Source organism: Clostridium brassicae, from assembly GCF_026738875.1.
Lineage (GTDB): Bacteria > Bacillota > Clostridia > Clostridiales > Clostridiaceae > Clostridium_H > Clostridium_H brassicae.
In genome coordinates this window covers 70219-91274 of record NZ_JAPQFJ010000002.1, presented here as the reverse complement: position 1 = coordinate 91274, position 21056 = coordinate 70219, and the positions used below count along the sequence as shown (strand labels likewise).

The 21056-nt window shown below is 28.5% G+C and carries 17 protein-coding genes; 2 read left to right on the top strand and 15 right to left on the bottom strand.

Annotation, left to right across the window (positions count from 1 at the left end; all coding sequences use genetic code 11):
- Nucleotides 1–31: 31 nt before the first annotated feature.
- The 13 genes from OW729_RS02260 to cdaA all read right to left on the bottom strand — a co-directional run bounded on the left by OW729_RS02260 (nucleotide 32) and on the right by cdaA (nucleotide 17387).
- Nucleotides 32–1732 (bottom strand): ATP-binding protein, encoded by a 1701-nt coding sequence (locus OW729_RS02260; RefSeq protein ID WP_268059795.1) that lies wholly within the window; start codon nucleotides 1730–1732, stop codon nucleotides 32–34.
- Complete coding sequence (locus tag OW729_RS02255; protein ID WP_268059794.1) at nucleotides 1713–3866, bottom strand: Mu transposase C-terminal domain-containing protein; 2154 nt, start codon at nucleotides 3864–3866, stop codon at nucleotides 1713–1715. Before OW729_RS02255 ends, OW729_RS02260 begins: the two co-directional genes overlap by 20 nt.
- On the bottom strand, nucleotides 3863–4699 hold the full coding sequence (locus OW729_RS02250; protein WP_268059792.1) for a TnsA endonuclease N-terminal domain-containing protein: 837 nt from the start codon (nucleotides 4697–4699) through the stop codon (nucleotides 3863–3865). The genes OW729_RS02255 and OW729_RS02250 overlap by 4 nt, the downstream gene beginning before the upstream one ends.
- A gap of 244 nt (nucleotides 4700–4943) precedes the next feature.
- On the bottom strand, nucleotides 4944–6770 hold the full coding sequence (gene glmS / locus OW729_RS02245) for a glutamine--fructose-6-phosphate transaminase (isomerizing) (RefSeq protein ID WP_268059791.1): 1827 nt from the start codon (nucleotides 6768–6770) through the stop codon (nucleotides 4944–4946).
- Nucleotides 6771–7634: 864 nt separating this feature from the next.
- Nucleotides 7635–8981: a phosphoglucosamine mutase gene (gene glmM / locus OW729_RS02240; protein ID WP_268059790.1), complete on the bottom strand. Its 1347-nt coding sequence runs from the start codon at nucleotides 8979–8981 to the stop codon at nucleotides 7635–7637.
- 400 nt (nucleotides 8982–9381) lie between these two features.
- Entirely contained in the window at nucleotides 9382–9537 is a 156-nt protein-coding gene (locus OW729_RS02235) for a hypothetical protein (protein WP_268059788.1), read from the bottom strand.
- Between the two features lie 103 nt (nucleotides 9538–9640).
- On the bottom strand, nucleotides 9641–10018 hold the full coding sequence (locus OW729_RS02230) for an SHOCT-like domain-containing protein (protein ID WP_268059787.1): 378 nt from the start codon (nucleotides 10016–10018) through the stop codon (nucleotides 9641–9643).
- A 109-nt stretch (nucleotides 10019–10127) separates the two neighbouring features.
- Entirely contained in the window at nucleotides 10128–10499 is a 372-nt protein-coding gene (locus tag OW729_RS02225; protein ID WP_268059786.1) for a DUF2089 domain-containing protein, read from the bottom strand.
- 29 nt (nucleotides 10500–10528) lie between these two features.
- Nucleotides 10529–11824 carry an MFS transporter gene (locus tag OW729_RS02220; RefSeq protein ID WP_268059784.1) on the bottom strand — a complete coding sequence of 432 codons (1296 nt, stop codon included), beginning with the start codon at nucleotides 11822–11824 and terminating at the stop codon, nucleotides 10529–10531.
- Nucleotides 11825–12124: 300 nt separating this feature from the next.
- Nucleotides 12125–13303, bottom strand: coding sequence for a dicarboxylate/amino acid:cation symporter (locus OW729_RS02215; RefSeq protein ID WP_268059783.1), 1179 nt, complete (start codon nucleotides 13301–13303; stop codon nucleotides 12125–12127).
- Nucleotides 13304–13616: 313 nt separating this feature from the next.
- On the bottom strand, nucleotides 13617–15218 hold the full coding sequence (locus OW729_RS02210; RefSeq protein ID WP_268059782.1) for an NAD(P)/FAD-dependent oxidoreductase: 1602 nt from the start codon (nucleotides 15216–15218) through the stop codon (nucleotides 13617–13619).
- Nucleotides 15219–15264: 46 nt separating this feature from the next.
- Nucleotides 15265–16569 carry a CdaR family protein gene (locus OW729_RS02205; protein WP_268059781.1) on the bottom strand — a complete coding sequence of 435 codons (1305 nt, stop codon included), beginning with the start codon at nucleotides 16567–16569 and terminating at the stop codon, nucleotides 15265–15267.
- Entirely contained in the window at nucleotides 16542–17387 is an 846-nt protein-coding gene (cdaA, locus tag OW729_RS02200; RefSeq protein ID WP_268059780.1) for a diadenylate cyclase CdaA, read from the bottom strand. The genes OW729_RS02205 and cdaA overlap by 28 nt, the downstream gene beginning before the upstream one ends.
- Nucleotides 17388–18058: 671 nt before the next feature.
- Between cdaA and OW729_RS02195 the strand changes: the two genes are divergently transcribed.
- Nucleotides 18059–19069, top strand: coding sequence for a hypothetical protein (locus tag OW729_RS02195; protein ID WP_268059779.1), 1011 nt, complete (start codon nucleotides 18059–18061; stop codon nucleotides 19067–19069).
- Between the two features lie 119 nt (nucleotides 19070–19188).
- Nucleotides 19189–19719 carry a cell wall hydrolase gene (locus OW729_RS02190; RefSeq protein ID WP_268059778.1) on the top strand — a complete coding sequence of 177 codons (531 nt, stop codon included), beginning with the start codon at nucleotides 19189–19191 and terminating at the stop codon, nucleotides 19717–19719.
- Nucleotides 19720–19822: 103 nt separating this feature from the next.
- On the opposite strand, the gene OW729_RS02185 is transcribed toward OW729_RS02190, so the two are convergent.
- Both OW729_RS02185 and trxA read right to left on the bottom strand, forming a co-directional pair.
- Nucleotides 19823–20671: an NAD(P)/FAD-dependent oxidoreductase gene (locus OW729_RS02185; RefSeq protein ID WP_268059777.1), complete on the bottom strand. Its 849-nt coding sequence runs from the start codon at nucleotides 20669–20671 to the stop codon at nucleotides 19823–19825.
- Nucleotides 20672–20735: 64 nt separating this feature from the next.
- Complete coding sequence (gene trxA / locus OW729_RS02180; RefSeq protein ID WP_268059776.1) at nucleotides 20736–21053, bottom strand: thioredoxin; 318 nt, start codon at nucleotides 21051–21053, stop codon at nucleotides 20736–20738.
- Nucleotides 21054–21056: the final 3 nt, after the last annotated feature.

The following is a 21056-nucleotide window of genomic DNA, read 5'->3' as shown; positions in this document are numbered from 1 at the left end:
TTTTAAACCGCCCATTCCCCATTAATTTTATTTATTTTGCCATTAAAAATTCATCGATTGGATTCTTAATATATCCTTCTTTTTTTAATACTTCATATGGATGTTTTTTATTCTTTTTTGCTATTTCAAATAAAGCTAACAATCCTTCATTTTGTTTTTTATTTTCTTTATTCTCTTTTATTTTTCTATCTATTTTTTTCTTTTCATTAATCTCCATTGCTGTCTTTATAGCCATAGTTTTTATTAAATTATAATCTTGATCTACTGCTACCTTTTCTGCTAGCTTTTCGGCTAATTTTTTAATTTCAATATTATCTAGTTCTTCAAATATACCTATTGAAGATAAATCCATAACTAAGTTCTCTACAGTATTTCTTCTTTTAAGTTCAATGGTATTATTTCTCTCTTTAAAAGATTTTTCTAATCTTCCTATTAACTCAATATCTTTCTTATAATTAATTGATATATCATCTAAATTTATTGATATATCCTCATATTTCATAACTTCAACCATATTATTATTTCTAAGAGCCTTTATCATAGGTTGAATCATGTGTAGATCTTCTTTGGCTGTAGTTCTTAAGATGTTCACGGTTATCTTTTCTCTTTCTTCACTTAAAGCTCTTTCCTGAGCAAGTATAAATAAATTTACTGCCACTGCTGTTATCCCTTGGCATTCATCATAGAAAGCATTTTTTATTTCATCTGTTAATACTGTGTTTTCTTTCAAACATTGAAAATCCCACAATGTTTCTAAAAAGAAATTCCATTCATCACTTTCTTTATCCATTCTATCCCACATTATTGCACCTTCACTGGCTGCTCTTCTTGCTTGTCTAAAATTGCCTTTAAATATTTTTTGTGCTTTGGATGTTCCAATTAGTACTGTTGGTACTCCTACTGTATTACTTAATGTAACAAAAAAGTTTAGCATTTCTTCCATATCATTTTTAGAATTTAGTAAATGTTGTATTTCATCTATAACTAAAACTCCTATACCATAAATACTAGCAAGTGAAGTCATATGTAGCATCATAGTTGATGTTACTCTATTAGCATATCCAAACTTCTCTAAATACCTAGTTCCAAGTAAATCATCAATAGCTTTAAAAAAACTTTTACATAAAGTAGATAAGCTACCATCGTAGGGACAATCTATTTTTAACCATACTATTTGGGTTCTACTAAAATTTTCTCCGTTATACTCTTCATGTTTTATTATTTGAGGATACATAACCAACAATCTTTCTATAGCTGTGGTTTTTCCTATACCTGAAATACCTATTATAGCTAAACTGTCTGCAGTAGAGCGTATATTACTCATTCTTTCTTCTAATAAGGTATTGTCATATACTTTATCATCTCTAAGTTCGTTTAATATCCTTAATCTTTCAAAATAACTTTTATTTAAAGGATTTCTAGCCAAGTATCCCCTTCTAATAAGTGCTGACAACCTCCTTTCTACAGTGAAATGTACTGGTAATGGTTGAACAAAGTTTTTAGCTCTTTTTATTATGTGATATCTTAAATTAGATTCCATGTTCCTATCTTTTTCATCAATTCGTGGTATAACACTAAATCTATCGATAACATCATCTTCAGAAAATATATTAGGTAATGCTTCTATAAATGGATTATTTGAATATTCCTGTATAATCTGTGTTTTATAATTTGCTTTTTCTGTATCCCCTTTAAGAATTATAATATTTTCATTATTTTTCACGCTTCTCATCTCTTTTCTGTCTTAACTTTTCCATTAACCTAGCCTTTCCAGTGAGTTCATTAGATTTATGTTTATCTTTATTTATAGGTAATTCAATTACTGTATTCTTTTCTTTATATTCTTTCTTATCTTCTCCTAAATCAAATGACTCAGCTACCCTATTTATCTCCTTTTCAACTGCTTTATTATTCCTTATTCCCTTTAACTTTTTATTTTTACTTTCATCATAACTTACAAACTTCTGTTTTTCCTTTTGAGCCTTTTTAACTATTTTTTCTATTTCTTTATCTAAATCTATATTAATTTGAGTTTGCTTATTTTTTTCCCGTTCCTTTAGCTCCGAAGATAATTCTTCATTAAATATAATTTCTTCTAATATACAATCCTTATATTGCGTACTGCCTTCTAAAAGATAACACTTTTCGTAGTCCATCCCATTCCCATAAGGAATATATATTTGATTCATATTTCTTGGGTCATAAACTATCTCTATACTTCTAACTTTTGATTTTATAAACCATTGTTCTTCTATAGCTTTCTTAGAACCATAGTATAAATTTTTAAATCTTATTCCAGCTCTTGATACGCTCCCTTTTCCTTTTGGTAATATATTTAATCTAAATTTTTCTGAATCAACAACTCTTAATCTTCCTTTCTTATTTTCTATTCCCCAACTCCAAAGTTTTATAGGTATTGGCGTTACCTCATCTTTAATCATTTCTTTTTCCATAGGATATTTATCTATCATTTTGTTATTATGATAGATTACCATTTTTATAACTATAGTTGTAAATTCCTCTAAAGTAAGAGTTGCATCTAATCTATAATCTCTATCTCCTCTTTCTCTAAATTCCTTTTGTATGGCTCCAGGGGCTTTATGCTTTATCTTTGTATTAATTGTTCTAAAATTTCTTTCCACTATTCCTTTTAGATCTCCTCTGTATGGAGATGTGTTCTCTATTTTTACATTCAAATTATTAATTAAATTTTCTACAGAATATCCTTCAAATTCTCCTCTATCAGCAATAATTATTTCTGGCAAATGTTTTGAAGGCCATTGTTCTTCCGTTATTTCAACATTATATTTTTTACAAAACTCAACTTTATCTGATATCATATTATCTAAAGCCATCATAGCTCCAATCCAAGAAGGTCCTTCTAATCCTACATAAATTCCTGTAATTAATCTTGAAAAAACATCTATAATTGCATATACTACCGGTCTTCCAATTATCCTGTTTCTGTTTAAAGAACTTACTATATATATATCTGCTATAGTTGCATCTATTTGAAATCTTGTACCAGGTCCATTAGTTTCTATTGTAGAATTACTTAGTATTGGCCTGTTCTTTAATTCAAATTCCTTTGAACTGTTTCTTAAAATAATATCCTTTTTAGGATCTTCTAACTTTTTAAACCAATAGTAGAATTGATCATAAGTTGGGATTCTTGATTCATCCCATACTTTGTGCTTTATTTCATTATCTTCTATATAGCTATCTGAATAAAAATCTCTTAACATCAGGGTATAGGTTTCTTTTAAAGATATTTTCTTTTTATTTCTATAATATTTATTTATGACAATTTGAAAATGTGTTTTAACATCGTCAGTTATATTTATACCTTCAATAATTTCACCATTATAATTCACTCTTTTAGGTCTACCAACCTTATTTTTTGATAAACTCTTATCTTTTCCCTTTCCACCCGAATTTTTATAATCAGGTAGCAAAGAATTTTTATTCATCCCTCTTTGCCAATACCTACTAAATACTTTCTTAACTTTACTTAAACTTAAGCCACTTGAATCAGCTATTTCTTTAAGAGTATCATTTCTTGTACTCTTTTCTAAAAGTTTTCGTTTATTTACTTCTAAGTACTTTAAAATAAAATCCCAATCCTCTTCTCTCTTGTAAGTCTGAACCTTTGACAGAGTAGCTTCATCAATTATTTTTGCAAAAGGATCTTTAATTAAAATTAATTTTTCACAATCCATTTCTTCTTCAATTGTTTTTATAAGTTCTTTTTGTGGCATTGATGTAGAAGCATCTATATCTACTACATACACAAACTCATTTATAATATCTATAATTCTGATTCGTTTATCCCCTATACACTTAAACACAGAATTAATTGCTATCATATTACTCCCACCTTTTTAATCGATTCTTCCTTTACGCTAACTGGAACTATATTATTAATATCTATTTTTTCAGTTATATCTATATTGATAATTTTATTAATGATTAAATATTTAAAAATACTTAATCCACTTCCCTTTTCTAAACTCATATCATTATCAAACTGACTACAAATAGTTCTCATACCCCTGTTACTATCTAATATTCTTTTTATAAACTCATATACTAAATCTTGAAGATCTATTTTATTTATTTCATTAAAACAATCTAAATGTGTTATATCATTATAAGCATGAACAAAGCTTATATTATTAGCTATAATTTTATCTATTTCATTTTCTGTAACTATACCCCAATCTATATTTCTCTTTTTCCAATACATTCTCTCAATTTCAAACTTTTCTAATATCCTTCTATTCATAAGCTCATCTTTTGCTTTTATTGTTCTTGCAACCTCATAAAATTCATTATTATTTTTTATATTTATAAAAAAATCTGTAGTTATAACTATAAATTCACCAGTTGTAGGGTTTTTAGGATGCTCTAATCCTAATTCTTCTGCTATAAGGATAGTGTCTTCTAATGGTAATAATGGGAATTGTTCCCTTATGTCTGCTACTGAATCTGAAAATTCCAAAAAATAAAAGTAGTTTCTTTCCATATCTGATAAAAACTCATGTTGTCTTTTCGTTTTTATGCCTTTTAATCTTGTGACTCTACCCAATGATGGTACATCTTGTATCTTAATCCAAGGCTTATATTCTGATCCACTACCCTGTCCTCGTCCTTCTTTAATCATTTTATCTATATTTATACTTCTTTTTCTTTTAGCCATTTTAATACACCCCTAAAAAATAAAGACTACACAATCTCTAAATAAATGAGAGTGCATAGTCTTTGTACTTTTATATTCTTTTATTATTTATACACTATACTTCTCTAGGTATAGTATATATCTAATTATTATTTTGATTCAACTTTTTTACAAATGATTTAACTTTTTTCCAAACGGTTTGACTTTTTTTCAAATAGTTTAACTTTTTTTCAAACCAACAGATAACTTTATTATACTAATTTTTTTATTCAACCGTTACTGATTTTGCTAAATTCCTTGGTTTATCTACGTCGCATCCTTTTTCAATTGAAACATAATAAGATAACAATTGAAGAGGAATAACTGAAAGTATTGGAGCTAATAAAGATTTAACTCTTGGTATATATATTGCTGAATCAACTGTTTTCTCTATTACATCATGTCCTTCCATAGCAATAGCTATAACATTAGCACCTCTTGTTTTAACTTCTTTTATATTACTTAACATCTTGTCAAATAAATGTTCTTGAGTTGCAAGTGCTATTACCTTTGTTCCTTTTTCTATTAAAGCAATTGGTCCATGTTTTAATTCTCCACCTGCATATGCCTCTGAATGTATATAAGATATCTCCTTAAGCTTTAATGAACCTTCCAAAGCAACAGCATAGTCAAGCCCTCTTCCTAAGAAATACATATCCTTATCGTTACAAATTTTCTTCGCAAAGTCTTTTATAATATCTTTTTGATTTAATACTTCTGCAGCTTCTTCTGAAAGATTTAATAATCCGCATTTAATCTTATCTATTTCTGATTGTCTAATAGACCCTTTATTTTCCGCAAAGTATAAAGCTATTATATACATTGCTATAAGCTGAGTTACATAAGCTTTAGTTGAAGCTACTGCAATTTCTGGTCCTGCCCATGTGTATAAAACATCATCTGCTTCTCTTGAAACTGAACTTCCAACTACATTTGTAACAGCTATAACTCTAGCATTTTCAGCTTTAGCTAATCTTAATGCAGCAAGAGTATCTGCTGTTTCTCCTGATTGGCTTATAACAATCATTAAAGTTCTTTCGTTAATCAATGGTTCTCTATATCTAAATTCTGAAGCAACTTCAACTTCAACTGGTACTTTAGCCAACTTCTCTATAGCAGTTTTTCCTACTAATCCTGCATGATATGCAGTTCCACATGCAACTATATATATCTTATCTATATCTTGAATTTGTTCTTTTGTTATATTGATGCTATCTAAATTTATTTTTTGTCCTTTAACAACTCTTGAAGTTAAAGTATCTTTTATAGCTTTTGGCTGCTCATGAATTTCTTTTAACATAAAGTGTTCATATCCACCTTTTTCAGCAGCATCTGCATTCCATGTTACATGATAAATTTCTTTTTCTACCTTTTTCTTATTTTCATCTAATATAGTTATTCCCTTATCTTCGATAAGTACAAATTCATTATCTTCAAGTAAATATACATCTCTTGTGTAATTTAAAACTGCTGGTATATCTGAAGCTATAAAGCTTTCATCCTTACCTACACCTACAATTAATGGACTATCTTTTCTAACAGCTATAAGTTTATTTGGTTCATCTTTGCAAATTACACCTATAGCATAACTACCTTCCATTCTTTTAACTGCTTTCATTACAGCATCTAAAAGGTCACCTTCATAATAATAGTCTACAAGATGAGGTATAACTTCTGTGTCTGTTTCTGAAACAAATTTATATCCTTCTGATGACAACCATTCTCTTAAAACAAGATAATTTTCAATAATCCCATTGTGTACTACAGCTATAGTACCACTTTCATTAGTATGAGGATGAGAATTTACATCAGATGGTTCACCATGAGTTGCCCATCTTGTATGACCTATACCTATCTTTCCATCTAAAACATGTTCTTTAAGCTTCTCTTGTAAATTTGCAAGTCTTCCCTTACACTTGTTAACATCTATATCACTGTTTTCAATAATAGCTACTCCAGCCGAATCATATCCTCTATACTCTAACTTTGATAAACCATCTATTAAAATATCTGCTGCTCTATTTTTTCCTAAATATCCTACTATTCCACACATAATCATGCTCTCCTTTTAGTAATCATAGAATTTATCCAATGTCTCCCCACCCTAAAACTCCAATCTTATTTAAAAGTTTAAGTTAAGATGGCTACGACCCTGGATAATGGATTCTAGCCTTCAAATGAAATAAAAATATCATCTTAAGCCTAGATTCCTGTTTATTAAAAAGAAGCTTATATTTAATCATACATACAGTACCCAACTAGATTTGTACTAAAAATCACTTTTCAGCTTTACTAGTCTCTAACGGTAGTACCTTACCGTAGGGCATCCGCCGAATCCTCGATACTCCCCAACCTCGTCAACTTAAGTGAGTCTCCAAATCTATGATTTGGTTAGACGAACTTACTCAAGTATTAACTTGAGTTTCCTTTTTCCTCTCCAAATCTGTGATTTGGTTAGACGAACTTACTCAAGTGTTAACTTGAGTTTCCTTTATTCCTCTAAATCTTTGATTTTGTAATGGTCGCTTACTCCTCAGCTATGCTGTGGAGTTCCTTTATTTTCCTAAAAATCTATGATTTGGTTAGACGAACTTACTCAAGTGTTAACTTGAGTTTCCTTTTAACCAATACCAACTCAGCCAGGCGTTAACCTAAACAGAATTGATTTTATTGACTCTACTTAAGTTCTGGCGCTTTTATTGTAACTACCTGTCCCCCTTTCGACTAAAAGTATATTACTTACAAGCTTCCTTAATATTATATTTGACAATATATTATACGTCAATAAAATTAATTTTGTTTCATAATTAATTCATAAATATTAAACATTATAAAAACAATTTATAACTTTATATCAAAATACAGTAAATGAAATCAATATGATTACCATTTACTGTATTTTGATTAATTTATATTATTAATTTGCTTTTTTCTCAATTAACTCTGCAAGAGCATGTGCCATAGTATCTAATTCTTCTTGATTTTTCCCTTCAAGCATAACTCTAACTAATGGTTCTGTCCCTGAAGGTCTTATCAGCACTCTTCCACAACCATCTAATTTGGCTTCCATTTTCTTTATTTCTGCTATAATCTCTTCGTCTTTTTCATGTATATCTTTTTTATCATTAGGTATTTTTGCATTTACTAAAACTTGTGGAAGCTTTGTCATAATTGAAGCTAAATCTGATAATTTCTTTCCGCTTTTCTTTACAATTGAGGCAACCTGTAAGCCAGTTACAAGTCCATCTCCTGTTGTATTAAAGTCTAAGAATATTACATGTCCTGATTGTTCTCCGCCCAGTACATACCCATCTTTCACCATCTCTTCAAGAACATATCTGTCCCCTACTTTAGTTTTTATTGTTGATATTCCTTCTTTTTTAAAAGCAATATCAAGTCCTAAATTACTCATTACAGTTACAACTGCCATATTATCTTTAAGCTTACCTTCTTCTTTTAAATGTTTTGCACATATTGCAATTATAAAATCACCATCTATAAGATTTCCTTTTTCATCTACTGCAAGACATCTATCTGCATCTCCATCGAAGGCAAGTCCTAAATCACAACCTTTTTTAACTACATAATCCATTAACTCTTCTGGATGAGTTGATCCACAATTTTTATTAATGTTTACTCCATCTGGGTCATTATTTATAACTACGACCTCTGCACCAAGCTCTCTAAAAGTTTCAACAGATGTTTCATAAGATGCTCCATTTGCGCAATCAAGAGCAACCTTAAGGCCCTTTAAATCTACATCTATTGTAGATTTTGCAAATTCTATATAGTCCTCTATTGCTCCATCTTCAATTACTTTTCTGCCAAGTTCCTCCCCTATAGGTGATGGAACCCCCTTAAAATCACTTTCTATTACACTTTGAATTCTATCTTCTAGTTCATCCTTAAGTTTATATCCTTGACTATTAAAAAATTTTATCCCATTATATTCTACTGGATTATGTGAAGCAGATATAACAACACCTGCATCTGCCTTATACTTTCTTGTAAGATAAGCTATAGCCGGTGTTGGAACAATCCCAACACAAATTGCTTCTGCACCTACTGATAATATTCCTGCTACAAGAGCTGACTCTAACATATCTCCTGATACTCTTGTATCCATACCTACTAATATTTTAGGCTTATGAGCCCCTTCTGTAAGCACAAATGCTCCTGCTCTTCCTAGTTTATATGCAAGGTCTGCTGTTAACTCTTTATTGGCTATTCCTCTAACTCCATCTGTTCCGAATAATCTACTCATATTGTTACCTCACTTTATTTTTCACATTATTATTTTCAAATTATTTCTTTGAAGGTTTGTCCTATTTTAGAATAAACAGGCTTCTTAGTCTCAGGTAGAGTTTTTACTCCATCTGAAAATTATTAACAGAATTCTTAGGAGTTTTACCCCTTAGAAGTCGTTATCCTTCAGTAGAAACCGTTATCCAGGATCGTGCCATTCTTTACTCACATTTTAAAGAAAATATGAGTATCAAAATGGATAGACATCGGATAAATCTTCAACAAAATTTTTACATACAACTTTTATTATATTACATATTTTGCAATATAACAATATGAGCAATTTTCCATTTTATAATAAAACTAAGGTTTAAAATAACACTATTTTCTGTATTATTTTAAACCTTTCTTAAACACCTTTAGATAACTATCTTTACTATATTTTGTTCTTTATCTTTAACATTAACCATTTCAAGTCCTTTATAAGATCTTAGTATCTTTAAAACATTATATATTTCTCTAAAATCTATAGACTCCATATATTTCACATATTCACCTTTAGTATATCTCAACACAAACTTTTTCAACCTATTATTAAGAATAATTTTTAAAATCAAAAATGGTACTGGGATAAATAAACTTCTTCGGCCTTTTTGTTTAATATATATTTTCATAATTCTATTCTATAACAACCTCCACAATATCCCCATCAGAACTATGAACATCTACAATTTTTCCCTGCATATTGTTATCTATAGCATTCAGAATAATTTCAGGATCTATATTTATATTATTTTTATTAATTCCAGGTATTTTACCAGCAATCCCTAACATACCTTTTACAAAAGCTATAGATAATTTAATATCCACATTATCACCATTTTTTGATTTTACTTTAATCTTTAACATCTTCTCTTGCTCTGATGATTTAGATAAATTAATAGGCTGTTCTAATTTTTCTCCCCCTTTTATCGCTGAAATTAGTTCAGCCGCTTTTTCAGAATCGATTTTACCATCATCTAGCATTTTTAAAATTCTTGATATTTCTTCTTTCATTTTTATACCCCCATACATATTATTTTGTAATTTAATAACTTGCTCAAATTTTTATTTTTCTTACTAAATTATTATTAATTTGATATTATTAATATTTATAGCTTTCATTTTAAAACTCTCCATCCTTTAATGCCTTTACTGCTTCATCAGCAGATATTTCTCCATTTTCTAACATATCCAAAATATCTTTACTATTTACTTTTGGTTTTTTAATAGCTTTATATCCCAATGCCTCTATAACTTCATCTAATTTTGATCTCACAGTGGGATATGAAATTCCAAGCTCCTTTTCCACATCTTTTATACTTCCTCTACATTTTAAAAACACTTCTACAAACCCTAATTGTTCATTTGTAAGGTATGCAAATTTAGATAATTCAAATTCATTTTCTATAACTGTTCCACATGTTGAACACTTGAGTCTTGTTATTCTTAATTTTGAGCTACAAACAGGACAATTACTTAAAACTTTGTATGTCATTATCTCACCACCTTTTGTATATTCTAAAATTATATTTTTCTAATATCGCTATTTAATGTCATTATAAATGTTACTACTAATAGGATTATTCCTGATATAACAGGTAATATCCAAACATCCACTTTATCTATTATAATACCTGACAATATCAGGCCTAAAGGAATTATAGCCATACATATTGTCTCAAGCATACCAAATACCCTTCCTCTTAAATTATCTGGTACTTCTCTTTGTATAATAACTCCTATTGGTAGATTAATATAAACATTGGATATTCCAGATATGAACAAGATTATTATAAAATAAATAAAGTAGCTAGTTTTATTAAAAATCATAAACCTAGGGACTATAGGAATACCTATCATAATTATCAATATATCCATAGTCACGATTCCTAAAATTAATGATTTATATTTTTTTTGTTTTTCTGGCAAATATCCCATTATAAGAGCCCCTACTAACATACCTAAAGGAAATATTCCCTCTAAAATCCCAAATTGTTTTGAAGATAGTTTAATTACATTATTAATTATATATGGATATGGCACTGTAATTCCAAAGCACACAAAAAAATTTAAAAATACTGAAAATATACATAACATAAACAAAGCATTTTGACTTCTTAAAAATAAGAATCCCTCTCTAAAATCACACCAAAGGATTTCCAATATATTTTTATTGTCAATCTCATTTTTTTCCTGACTCTCAGGTTTAGAAACTTTATTATAATTAAAATCTATAAACATTTCTGAGATACCTGAGAATATAAAAGAAACAGCATTTATAATTAAAAATATTTTCATATTTACAAAAGCAAATACAATTCCTCCTACAAAAGGCCCTCCTATTTGAGCTATAGAAGTTATTGATTGATTAAAAGAATTTGTCCTCATTAAACTTTTATCATCTACAATATTAGGTATAGATGCAGTAAAAGGTATATCAAAGAATGTATTAAAGGTATTTAAAAATAAATTAGCGGCATAAATATATGACAACTTAAAACCATTAACACTTGAAACAATTACAAGTGCTAAAACAACTAATCCACTTAGTATATCCATACCTACAACCATTTTCTTTCTATCTAATCTATCTGATATAACACCAGCTATTGGACCGAATATGACTCTAGGTATAGTTGCAAAAATTAATGTTCCAGAAAAAGCAATCCCAGAACCTGTAGTCTTTAATACATATAATCCTATTGCAAAAGTATATATTTGACTTCCAAATAAAGATATTAATCTTCCAAATAATAACAAAGACATATTTTTTAATAATTTATAATTTTTTTGTGGATTCACTTTCTTTTCATATTCCACTATATTCACCCCCAATTAATTTTTTCCATTTATTTTTATTACTTAAATTATATATATTATCCTAATATTTTTCAATAGAAAAATTAATTTTTTTAATATTATTTTTATAAAAATTAATTTTTTTAATATTTTATATTAATATATATCATAATTATATTAAATATATTAATTTTTAAAGATATCAAGCTTACAAATCCATTTAATACTTTTTAATATAGTAAAAACCCTATGCATTTGCATAGGGTTCTGATCACTATTATAGTAATTTTATACTATTTTTATCTAAAACCTTTTATATATTTATTTTTTTAAATTTCCATCTTTATCATAGAATATTCCCCTAAGAGCTAATGCTAAAGCGCCATCTCCAGTAATGTTGCAAGCTGTACCAAAACTATCCTGAAGAGCAAATATTGCCATTAATAATCCTACTCCTGATGCTTCAAATCCTAGCACTCCCGTTACAATTGCAAGTGATGCCATAACAGTTCCTCCTGGAACCCCTGGAGCACCTACTGCAAATATACCAAATAAAATTATAAATAAAACTACTGTTCCTACATGCGGCAACGAACCATACAATATCTTTGATATTGTTAAACAAAAGAACATTTCCGTTAATACAGATCCGCAAAGATGTGTAGTTGCTCCCAAAGGTATAGCAAAATCAACAACTTCTGGTAATAAAGCTTTTGATTTATGTGCACATTTTAATGATACTGGTAATGTAGCCGCACTAGACATTGTGCCAACTGCTGTTAAATATGCAGGTAAGTAATGTTTTACTACCTCCCATGGATTCTGTTTAGAAATTGCTCCAGCTATTGAATATAAAACTGTAAGCCATATAAAATGTCCTATAAGAACTATGATTATTACTTCTAAGAATACTGGAAGCTGTTTTGTTAAACTTCCTGTATATGACAATTCACTAAATGTAGTAGCAATAAAAATAGGTAAAATTGGTACTATTATTCTAGTAATTATAGCCATTACCATCTGCTGTATTTCACCTAATAGTTTGTCTACTGCTTCAGCTTTTGTCCATATTACTGATACACCTGTGAATATAGCTAAAACTAAAGCTGTCATAACTGGCATAATAGGATCTATTTTTAACTTAAAAACTATTTCTGGGAGTTTTTGTAACTGAGCAACTTGACTAGAAATATTTAAATGAGGTATTATAATATACCCTGCAACAGCTGACATAGTTGCTGCACATACAGCAGATAAATAACTCATTCCTAGCATAGTACCTAACATTTTACTGGCATTATCCTTCAAACTTGTTATAGCAGGGGTTATAAATCCAAATATAACTAATGGTACAGTGAAAAATATTATAGAACCTAAAATTTCCTTAATAGTAAGTATAACCTGCATAAATTTTTCATTAGCAACCAATCCAAGTATTATACCAATTGCAATGCCTATAAGCATTTTTACTATTAGATTCATATCATGCTTTTTTTTCATATCTACCTTCCTCCAAATAATAATTATTAATAAAATATGAATTATAATATAACTATTTTTAATTATAGCATATTATACCTATTAATATATTTCTATTGTAAAATAAATTTCTATTTTATGTAAACGTTTAATTTTCGCCATTTAAGAATTATAATATAGTCCTATATATTAATCTATAATTAAAAATAAACATAAAAAAGAACCATCTCAAATCATAAAAAATAGTACTATATATTGATTATTCTAAGATTAAAATATCAATGTATAGTACCTAAAATATATTTTAAGGATCCTTTTTTAATATAATCAATTATTATAATTGTGCATATTCCTTCATTATACTCTCAGCACATTTTAACCCATCAACAGCTGCGGACATAATCCCACCAGCATATCCTGCACCTTCTCCTGCTGGATATAGTCCATTTACAGAAATACTTTGCAATTTCTCATTTCTCTGTATTTTTACTGGTGCAGATGTTCTTGTTTCTATTCCTGTTAAAACAGCATCCTTCTCAGCAAATCCTTTTATTTTTTTATCAAAAGCTACCAATCCTTCTTTTAAAGTCTCTACAACTTCATTAGGTAAGCAGTCTTTTAAATTGGCAAAAGTATATCCTGGTTTATATGTGGGCTTTATACTTCCTAATCTTTTACTTACTCTATCTTCTAAAAAATCACCGACTAACTGAATAGGTGCATTATAGTTTCCTCCACCTAGTTTAAAAGCTAAGCTTTCATATTTTCTTTGGAATTCCATTCCCTTAAGAGGAGTTTCTCCTACAAAATCACTTTCTCCAACAGTAACTACAATAGCTGCATTTGCATTTTCTTTATCTCGTCTATAAAAACTCATACCATTAGTTACAAGCCTTCCTTCTTCTGAAGATGCTGCAACAACTTCTCCCCCTGGACACATACAAAAGCTATAAACTGCTCTATTTGTATTTTTACTTGTATATGTCAACTTATAATCTGCAGCTTTAAGTTTTTTGTGTTTTGCAAATTTACCATATTGAGTTTGATTTATTAATTCTTGCGAATGCTCAATTCTTACTCCAATGGCAAAAGGTTTGGGTGACATAAAAACTCCTCTTTTATATAACATTTCATACGTGTCTCTAGAACTATGTCCTAATGCAAGAATTAAAACATCACAAGGGATTTCTTCTTCATTTACTACAATTGCACACAATTTATTATTATCATTATATTTTAAGTCTTCAAGCTTACTATTAAATCTAACTTCTCCACCTAAGCTTATAATTTTTTCTCTTATATTCTTAACAACAGTTTTAAGTATATCCGTTCCTATATGTGGCTTACCTTTATACTTAATTTCTTCTGGAGCACCAGACTCTACAAACTTTTCTAAAACAAAATCACATCTAGAATCCTTTATTCTAGTAGTTAATTTACCATCAGAAAAAGTACCTGCTCCGCCTTCACCAAATTGTACATTTGAATTTAAATTTAATTTATCTCCATTCCAGAAACCTTCTACCGTTCTTGTTCTTTCCTCTACCTTTTCTCCTCGCTCAAAAACTATAGGTTTATATCCTTTTTCCGCTAAAAGTAATGCTGCAAACATCCCCGCAGGACCCATTCCTACTACAACTGGTCTATTATCTAGTTGTTTATTCCCAAGTTGAAATTCTGAATCATATTTAACTTCTTCAATCTTTATATCTTTATCTCTAGCTAAAGCCACTAATCTAGATTCATTTTCACACTCTACCTCTAAACTATAGTTGAATTTTATAGAATTCTTTTTTCTTGCATCAATAGATTCTCTTAAAATTTTAAAACTCTTTATATCTTTATCCTTAATTCTTAATTTTTTACATACTTTCTTTCTTAATAGTTCAATGTCTTCATCTATATCTAGTGTTAAATTGCTTATTCTTATTGTCATTTATAGCCTCCAAGATATTTAAATTTACATTTTATCTATTTTTAATTTAATTACTAGTAGGTTTTGTATTTGTTGTACCTTCGCCATTAGAATTTGTATTAGAATTACCATTTCCATCCTCTGGCTTTGATGTTGTAACTTCTTTGGATATTACAACTTTTGCAAATTCAATACTCTGAGATACTTTATTAATTCCTGATGGTAATTTTATATTTACAGGAATTGTATACTCTCCTTCTTCAAGAGATTCTAAATTAACAAAACATTGTATATCACTATTCTTTATACTATCTACTAAAGTTTTTGTTCCCGAAATTTTCAAAGATAAATTATAATTATCTAACTTTGCAATAAAACCTTTTTTTACATTTTTAACTTCTATCTTAAGTCCTATATTTTTTTCAGTAGTTGTATCCAAAACAACTTGAGCACTAATAGATTGTTCCTCTTTTATAAGCTTTATTCCTGATGGAATAATTAAGTTTAATTTAACATAAGATTTATCTGGAGTTATATGGCTTAAGTCTATTGGTTCAGTATCAATTTTTTCTATTGCAACCAAATCTTTTGGATCACCAGTAATTACGACTTTATCATATTTAGGCTTAATAGCCTTTAGTGTTAACCCCGATTTTAATTTACCTTTTGTCTTTATATTTAGTCCTACCTGCTTTGTTTTTTGAATAGGAACAACAACATCTACAAATTTAGGCGATATTTGAACTTCTGGTATCTCTCTTCCCGTTTTATCTAGTGCTTTTAATGGCGCTAACATATTAATATTTTTGTCTGAGTTATCTATCTTAATTTCTGCAAAAACCCCATCAACTTTATCTACATATTGCTTAGCACCGCTAACAACAACATTATCAGGAGTTATTATAGGAGGTTCTTTATAGAATCCATTTTTAGAATCTCCATTAAACCTTGATTTTACTTGAAAGGATTTTTCAACATAATCATCTACCTGTATAGTCATCCACATAGAACCATCATTTATTATATTTATATTTTTATTAGGTCTTTTAACAATATTAATTGGAATTCTATTGCTTCCTTTTTTTAAAGCATAAGCTCCAACATCTGCAGTAATTTTAAACTCATCAGCCTTTACAGAATAAAGTTCTGAAGGCATTCCTGTTATCTTTAAGGAAGTAGTGAAATTTTGATTAGGAGATAGTGTAAGCCCAGATTGAGTTAATACATCCTCATTAACTATTTCAACTGCTATATTAGAGATTTTATATGTTTTACTTGTAGCTTCATCATTAGATGTGTAAAGCCACAAAACAAAAGCAGCTATAAAACAGCATATCTTTATTATTAATTGTTGTCTGCTTTTCTTAACCATGACTTCACCTTCTCCTTATATGTCTCTTTCTTGCTGTTTCTAGATTCAATAATTTTAATTAACACATCTTTTAACTTATCTTTAGTATAATATCTAGTGAGATTACCACTTACAGCTAAAGAGATTATTCCTGTTTCCTCAGATACCACTATAGTTAAAGCATCCGATATTTCGGATATTCCTATAGCAGCTCTATGCCTTGTTCCAAGTTGTTTATTTATATCGTTATTATTTGTTAATGGTAAAAAACATCCTGCCGCTGCAATTCTATCATTTCTAATAATTGTAGCACCATCGTGAAGAGGTGTGTTAACAACAAATATATTCTCTAACAATGCCGCCGAAATAGCCGAATCTAAGTGATTACCTGTTGCAATTACATCCCCAAGTCCTGTCGCTTGCTCAATTACAATAAGTGCTCCTGTCCTACTTTTAGATAAATTTTCTACTGCATTTACAATCTCAGTTATTATTTTATCAGCTTTTTCTTCATCTTCAAATATATGCTTATCAGTAAAAGCACTTCTTCCAATATGCTCAAGTGCTTTTCTTATTTCTGGCTGAAAGATTATGACAAAAGAAAGAACCCCTATTGTTAATGTTTTATTTAGTATCCAATTCAATGTGGTCAAATGTAATAAACTACTTATTGGAATAAGTAATATAATTAAAAGAATTCCTTTTAACAATTGTTCAGCCCTTGTTTCATTCATTAACATATATATTTTATAAAAAATATATGAAACCACAATAATATCTAATATAGAAGTTATACTAATATTTTGCACTGTATTTATAATCACGTTTATTACATCCACTTATTTCACCCCTCATAATAATATGTAAATAAGAAATCACATAATTATTAATAAAATGTATATAATTTCTCCTAAATTTCATTGCTTATTATCTTAGAATATACATTTATGAAATTGCCCTATACCTAAATATAATTATACACTATAGTTTTCTTATTAATAGCAAAAAGTAAACAAATTCATAAAATTTTATAATTTTTATTAATTAATTAAATAAACTCTAATATTCAAGTATAAAATTTCTTTTATTTAGTTATATTTTAGAATAATGTTATTTATTTATATTACTCTAAAATATAAATAAATAACCTAGTACTATATAACAATTTATTCATATCATAATAATTCACAACTTAAATATTACGTAAATTCAACAGTTTATTAAGACATAATTTTTTATTTACTATCTACTTAATATACATATTAAATAAAAAAGATTTTATGATATACTAGAATAATATCCTTTATATGTTAATATTAAAATATAAATAGGGTTCTTGTTTCATTAAAATTTTTACTCCATTTAAAATGTAGGAACCTCTAGTCGATACATTCTTTATTCCCTCTTTAAAGAAGATGGTTTCATTAGAATGTTTAGACATCAAATTAAATCAGGAAATAAGCAATTTCTTGAGATATAGTAAATATATTATTGCAAAGGAGTGAGTCATTTGAATTTGCAAGATAAGGAAAGCCAAAAAACTTTAGTTTTTGCTTTGGTATTTATATTACTAGGATTAGTTGCTTTCTATGGAACATACTACTTTTTCACTAAAAAATCTTTATCTACCTATGAAAAAAATATACACTCAGAGATACGCACTATAAATAATATAAATGAATCAACCCCTAAATTTATTAAAGGTCAAACTATCGACAATGAAAAAATATTGAGTGAACTTCCTTCTTTAATATCTTCATTAAAAACATCAGAGGAAAACTCAAAAGGATTTGTAGTTATGGATAAATATAAATCTGACCACGAAAATCTTATTAAAGGTCTAAAAGATAATATATCTCTTTATGAACAAATATATTTAGTTTGTAAAAATCCCAAGAGTAAAACCTTAAAAAACACTCTAAATTTAATTAACAAATTTAGAGATAACTGTATGAACGAATACTCTTTAGTGTCCATAAAAAGATTAAAGATAACGCTTCCTAAAGAATGTCTAGATTTTATAAATAATACTGTATTCTTTGTTGAAAAACAGATACGTCAAAATATTGATAATGAAATAGCAAATAGTCAAAATAAAGAATTTTTTAATTCTCTTACAACTCTTTTAGATAATCTTAATTCTATAAATAAAAATTTTTCTAAAGATATTGATAACGCTAGGCAAGACAGTAGTTTATATAATGAACTACTAAACAAGATAACAAATACTAAATACACTATTGATAAAATTAAAAGCAAAGCTTCAAATGTAACAGTACCTCAAAGTTCTATAAACGTATATAATCTTTTTACAAAAACTTTGGATGATTATAGTTCATACATAGAAGACTTAAAATACGCAGTAAAAACAGAAATGTTAACCCCTTTACCCGAACAAAACAATACATCTATAGATAAGTTATACGAAGGTTCAAATAATAAATATTATATATTTACTGATGATTATAATAATTTTATGAAAGAATATAACAACTTAAAAAATAAATTCTTGCCACAATAACTTTTTTATTTATTTTATGAAATTTTTAATATATTTGAATTATTTTTTTTAAAAGGGGAACAATATGAATAGCCTACTTATTCTCACTGATTAAATTTTATAAGGAGAGGATACAGTAAATGAAAAAAACATTTGTTAGCATAATTATGTTAATTGTTTTAACTTTTTCTTTATTTAATTATGCCAACGCTCAAGTTATAAGAGATACAGACACAAAGAATTTATATAAGGAGGAAGCTCAAGTAGTAACTGTTTTTAACACTAAAGGACAAAATTTTTATTTAACCAATTCAGATATACATTTAATGGCTCAAGTGGTATATGCAGAAAGTTGTGCAGAACCTTATGAAGGTAAGATTGCCGTGGCCTCTGTAATACTAAATAGACTTCGTGATGGTAGGTTCCCTAATAATGTTGAAGGGGTTGTAAAACAAAAATCAGCTTTTTCTTGTGTTAGAAATGGAAATATAACCGTAACTCCTGATGAAAATTGTTACCGTGCTGTAAAAGAAGCTCTAAAGGGTAATGATCCAACAAATAATGCAATTTACTTTTACAATCCAAAGATAGCTACATCCAAGTGGATGAAAAATATAAATAAATCAAACGTTAAAAAAATTGGTAATCACGTGTTTTTCATAGTTCAGTAACTAATTTAAGCTTACACATGCATATTTTAATATGCCATAAAAACATACAAAAGCAGCTTATAATTTCATATTATAAGCTGCTTTTTTAGTTACAAAAATCATTTTACATTCCTTCTACTGCAGATAGAGCAGCTATTTGGCCTTCTCCAGCTGCTTTCATATACTGATACGGCTTTCCAGTACAATCTCCCGCTGCATAACAATTTTTTATATTAGTTTCCATTCTTCTATTTACCTTTATATGCTCATTTTCCATTTCTAAGCCAGGGACTAGTTGATTCGGAGATATACTATCTTTCAATATAAATACACCATCTGTTTTTAAATCACTATTTTGAAGAACAACTTTGTTAACTCTATCGTCTCCTGCAATTTCTAATGGTTTATCTTCCATAACTATAACCTTATCACTTAGATTATATTCACCCCTATACATAGGAATATAGTACAATGTAGATGCAAGTTCACTTACATAGTTAGCTTCTTCTTCTGCTTCTTTATTATATCCTACTACTGTAACTATTTTATCTTTATATAGCGGAGCATCACAAGTAGCACAATACCCTACCCCCCTACCTAAAAACTCTTCTTCACCCTTCATAGGTTTACCATATTCTACCCCTGTAGCTAATATAATCGCTTTAGCCTCATAAGTTTTTTCATTTACCATTAGAGCAAAATAATCTCCCATAGCATATATAGCATTAATTCTTTCCTCTGTTATCTCTATTCCCATACTCTTTATATGTTCTTCATAATGTTTTTTAAGCTCAATTCCTGTAATGTTATAAAACCCTAAATAGTTATTTATTTTTGGAGCTTTCATTAATTTAGAACTTAAATCTTTATTACCAAAAATAATTATATTTTTATTTCTTATTTTGGCATTTATAGCAGCTTCAAGACCTGCAGGTCCAGAACCTACAATAGCTATATCATACCTTTCACTCATAACTTATCCTCCTAAATATTATAAAAGCCCACAATACTTATAAAAGCATTGGTGGGCCTGTTTTTTATAGGTTCGCTGCAATTAATCTTTCTATGTCTTGCTTAGGTCTAAATCCTACTATAGTCTCTACCACTTCTCCACCTTTAAAAATCATAACACATGGTATACTAGAAATTTTATATTTTTGAGCTACTGCTGTATTCTGGTCTACATTCATCTTAAAAAACTTAGCTTTATTACCTATTTCTTCAGCAACTTCATCCATAACTGGTCCTAACATTCTGCAAGGTCCACACCATGGTGCCCAAAAATCAACAACAGCTGGTATTTCAGAATTTATAACTTCTTGTATAAAATTTGAACCTCCGATTTCTCTTACCATAAT

Coding starts and splice junctions, on each gene's coding strand:
- trxA (WP_268059776.1), bottom strand. CDS start 21,053: ATGGTAAGAGAAATCGGAGGTTCAAATTTTATACAAGAAGTTATAAAT.
- OW729_RS02250 (WP_268059792.1), bottom strand. CDS start 4,699: ATGGCTAAAAGAAAAAGAAGTATAAATATAGATAAAATGATTAAAGAA.
- OW729_RS02215 (WP_268059783.1), bottom strand. CDS start 13,303: ATGAAAAAAAAGCATGATATGAATCTAATAGTAAAAATGCTTATAGGC.
- glmM (WP_268059790.1), bottom strand. CDS start 8,981: ATGAGTAGATTATTCGGAACAGATGGAGTTAGAGGAATAGCCAATAAA.
- OW729_RS02210 (WP_268059782.1), bottom strand. CDS start 15,218: ATGACAATAAGAATAAGCAATTTAACACTAGATATAGATGAAGACATT.
- OW729_RS02225 (WP_268059786.1), bottom strand. CDS start 10,499: ATGACATACAAAGTTTTAAGTAATTGTCCTGTTTGTAGCTCAAAATTA.
- OW729_RS02260 (WP_268059795.1), bottom strand. CDS start 1,732: ATGAGAAGCGTGAAAAATAATGAAAATATTATAATTCTTAAAGGGGAT.
- OW729_RS02205 (WP_268059781.1), bottom strand. CDS start 16,569: ATGGTTAAGAAAAGCAGACAACAATTAATAATAAAGATATGCTGTTTT.
- OW729_RS02185 (WP_268059777.1), bottom strand. CDS start 20,671: ATGAGTGAAAGGTATGATATAGCTATTGTAGGTTCTGGACCTGCAGGT.
- OW729_RS02255 (WP_268059794.1), bottom strand. CDS start 3,866: ATGATAGCAATTAATTCTGTGTTTAAGTGTATAGGGGATAAACGAATC.
- glmS (WP_268059791.1), bottom strand. CDS start 6,770: ATGTGTGGAATAGTAGGATATTTAGGAAAAAATAGAGCAGCAGATATT.
- OW729_RS02230 (WP_268059787.1), bottom strand. CDS start 10,018: ATGAAAGAAGAAATATCAAGAATTTTAAAAATGCTAGATGATGGTAAA.
- OW729_RS02190 (WP_268059778.1), top strand. CDS start 19,189: ATGAAAAAAACATTTGTTAGCATAATTATGTTAATTGTTTTAACTTTT.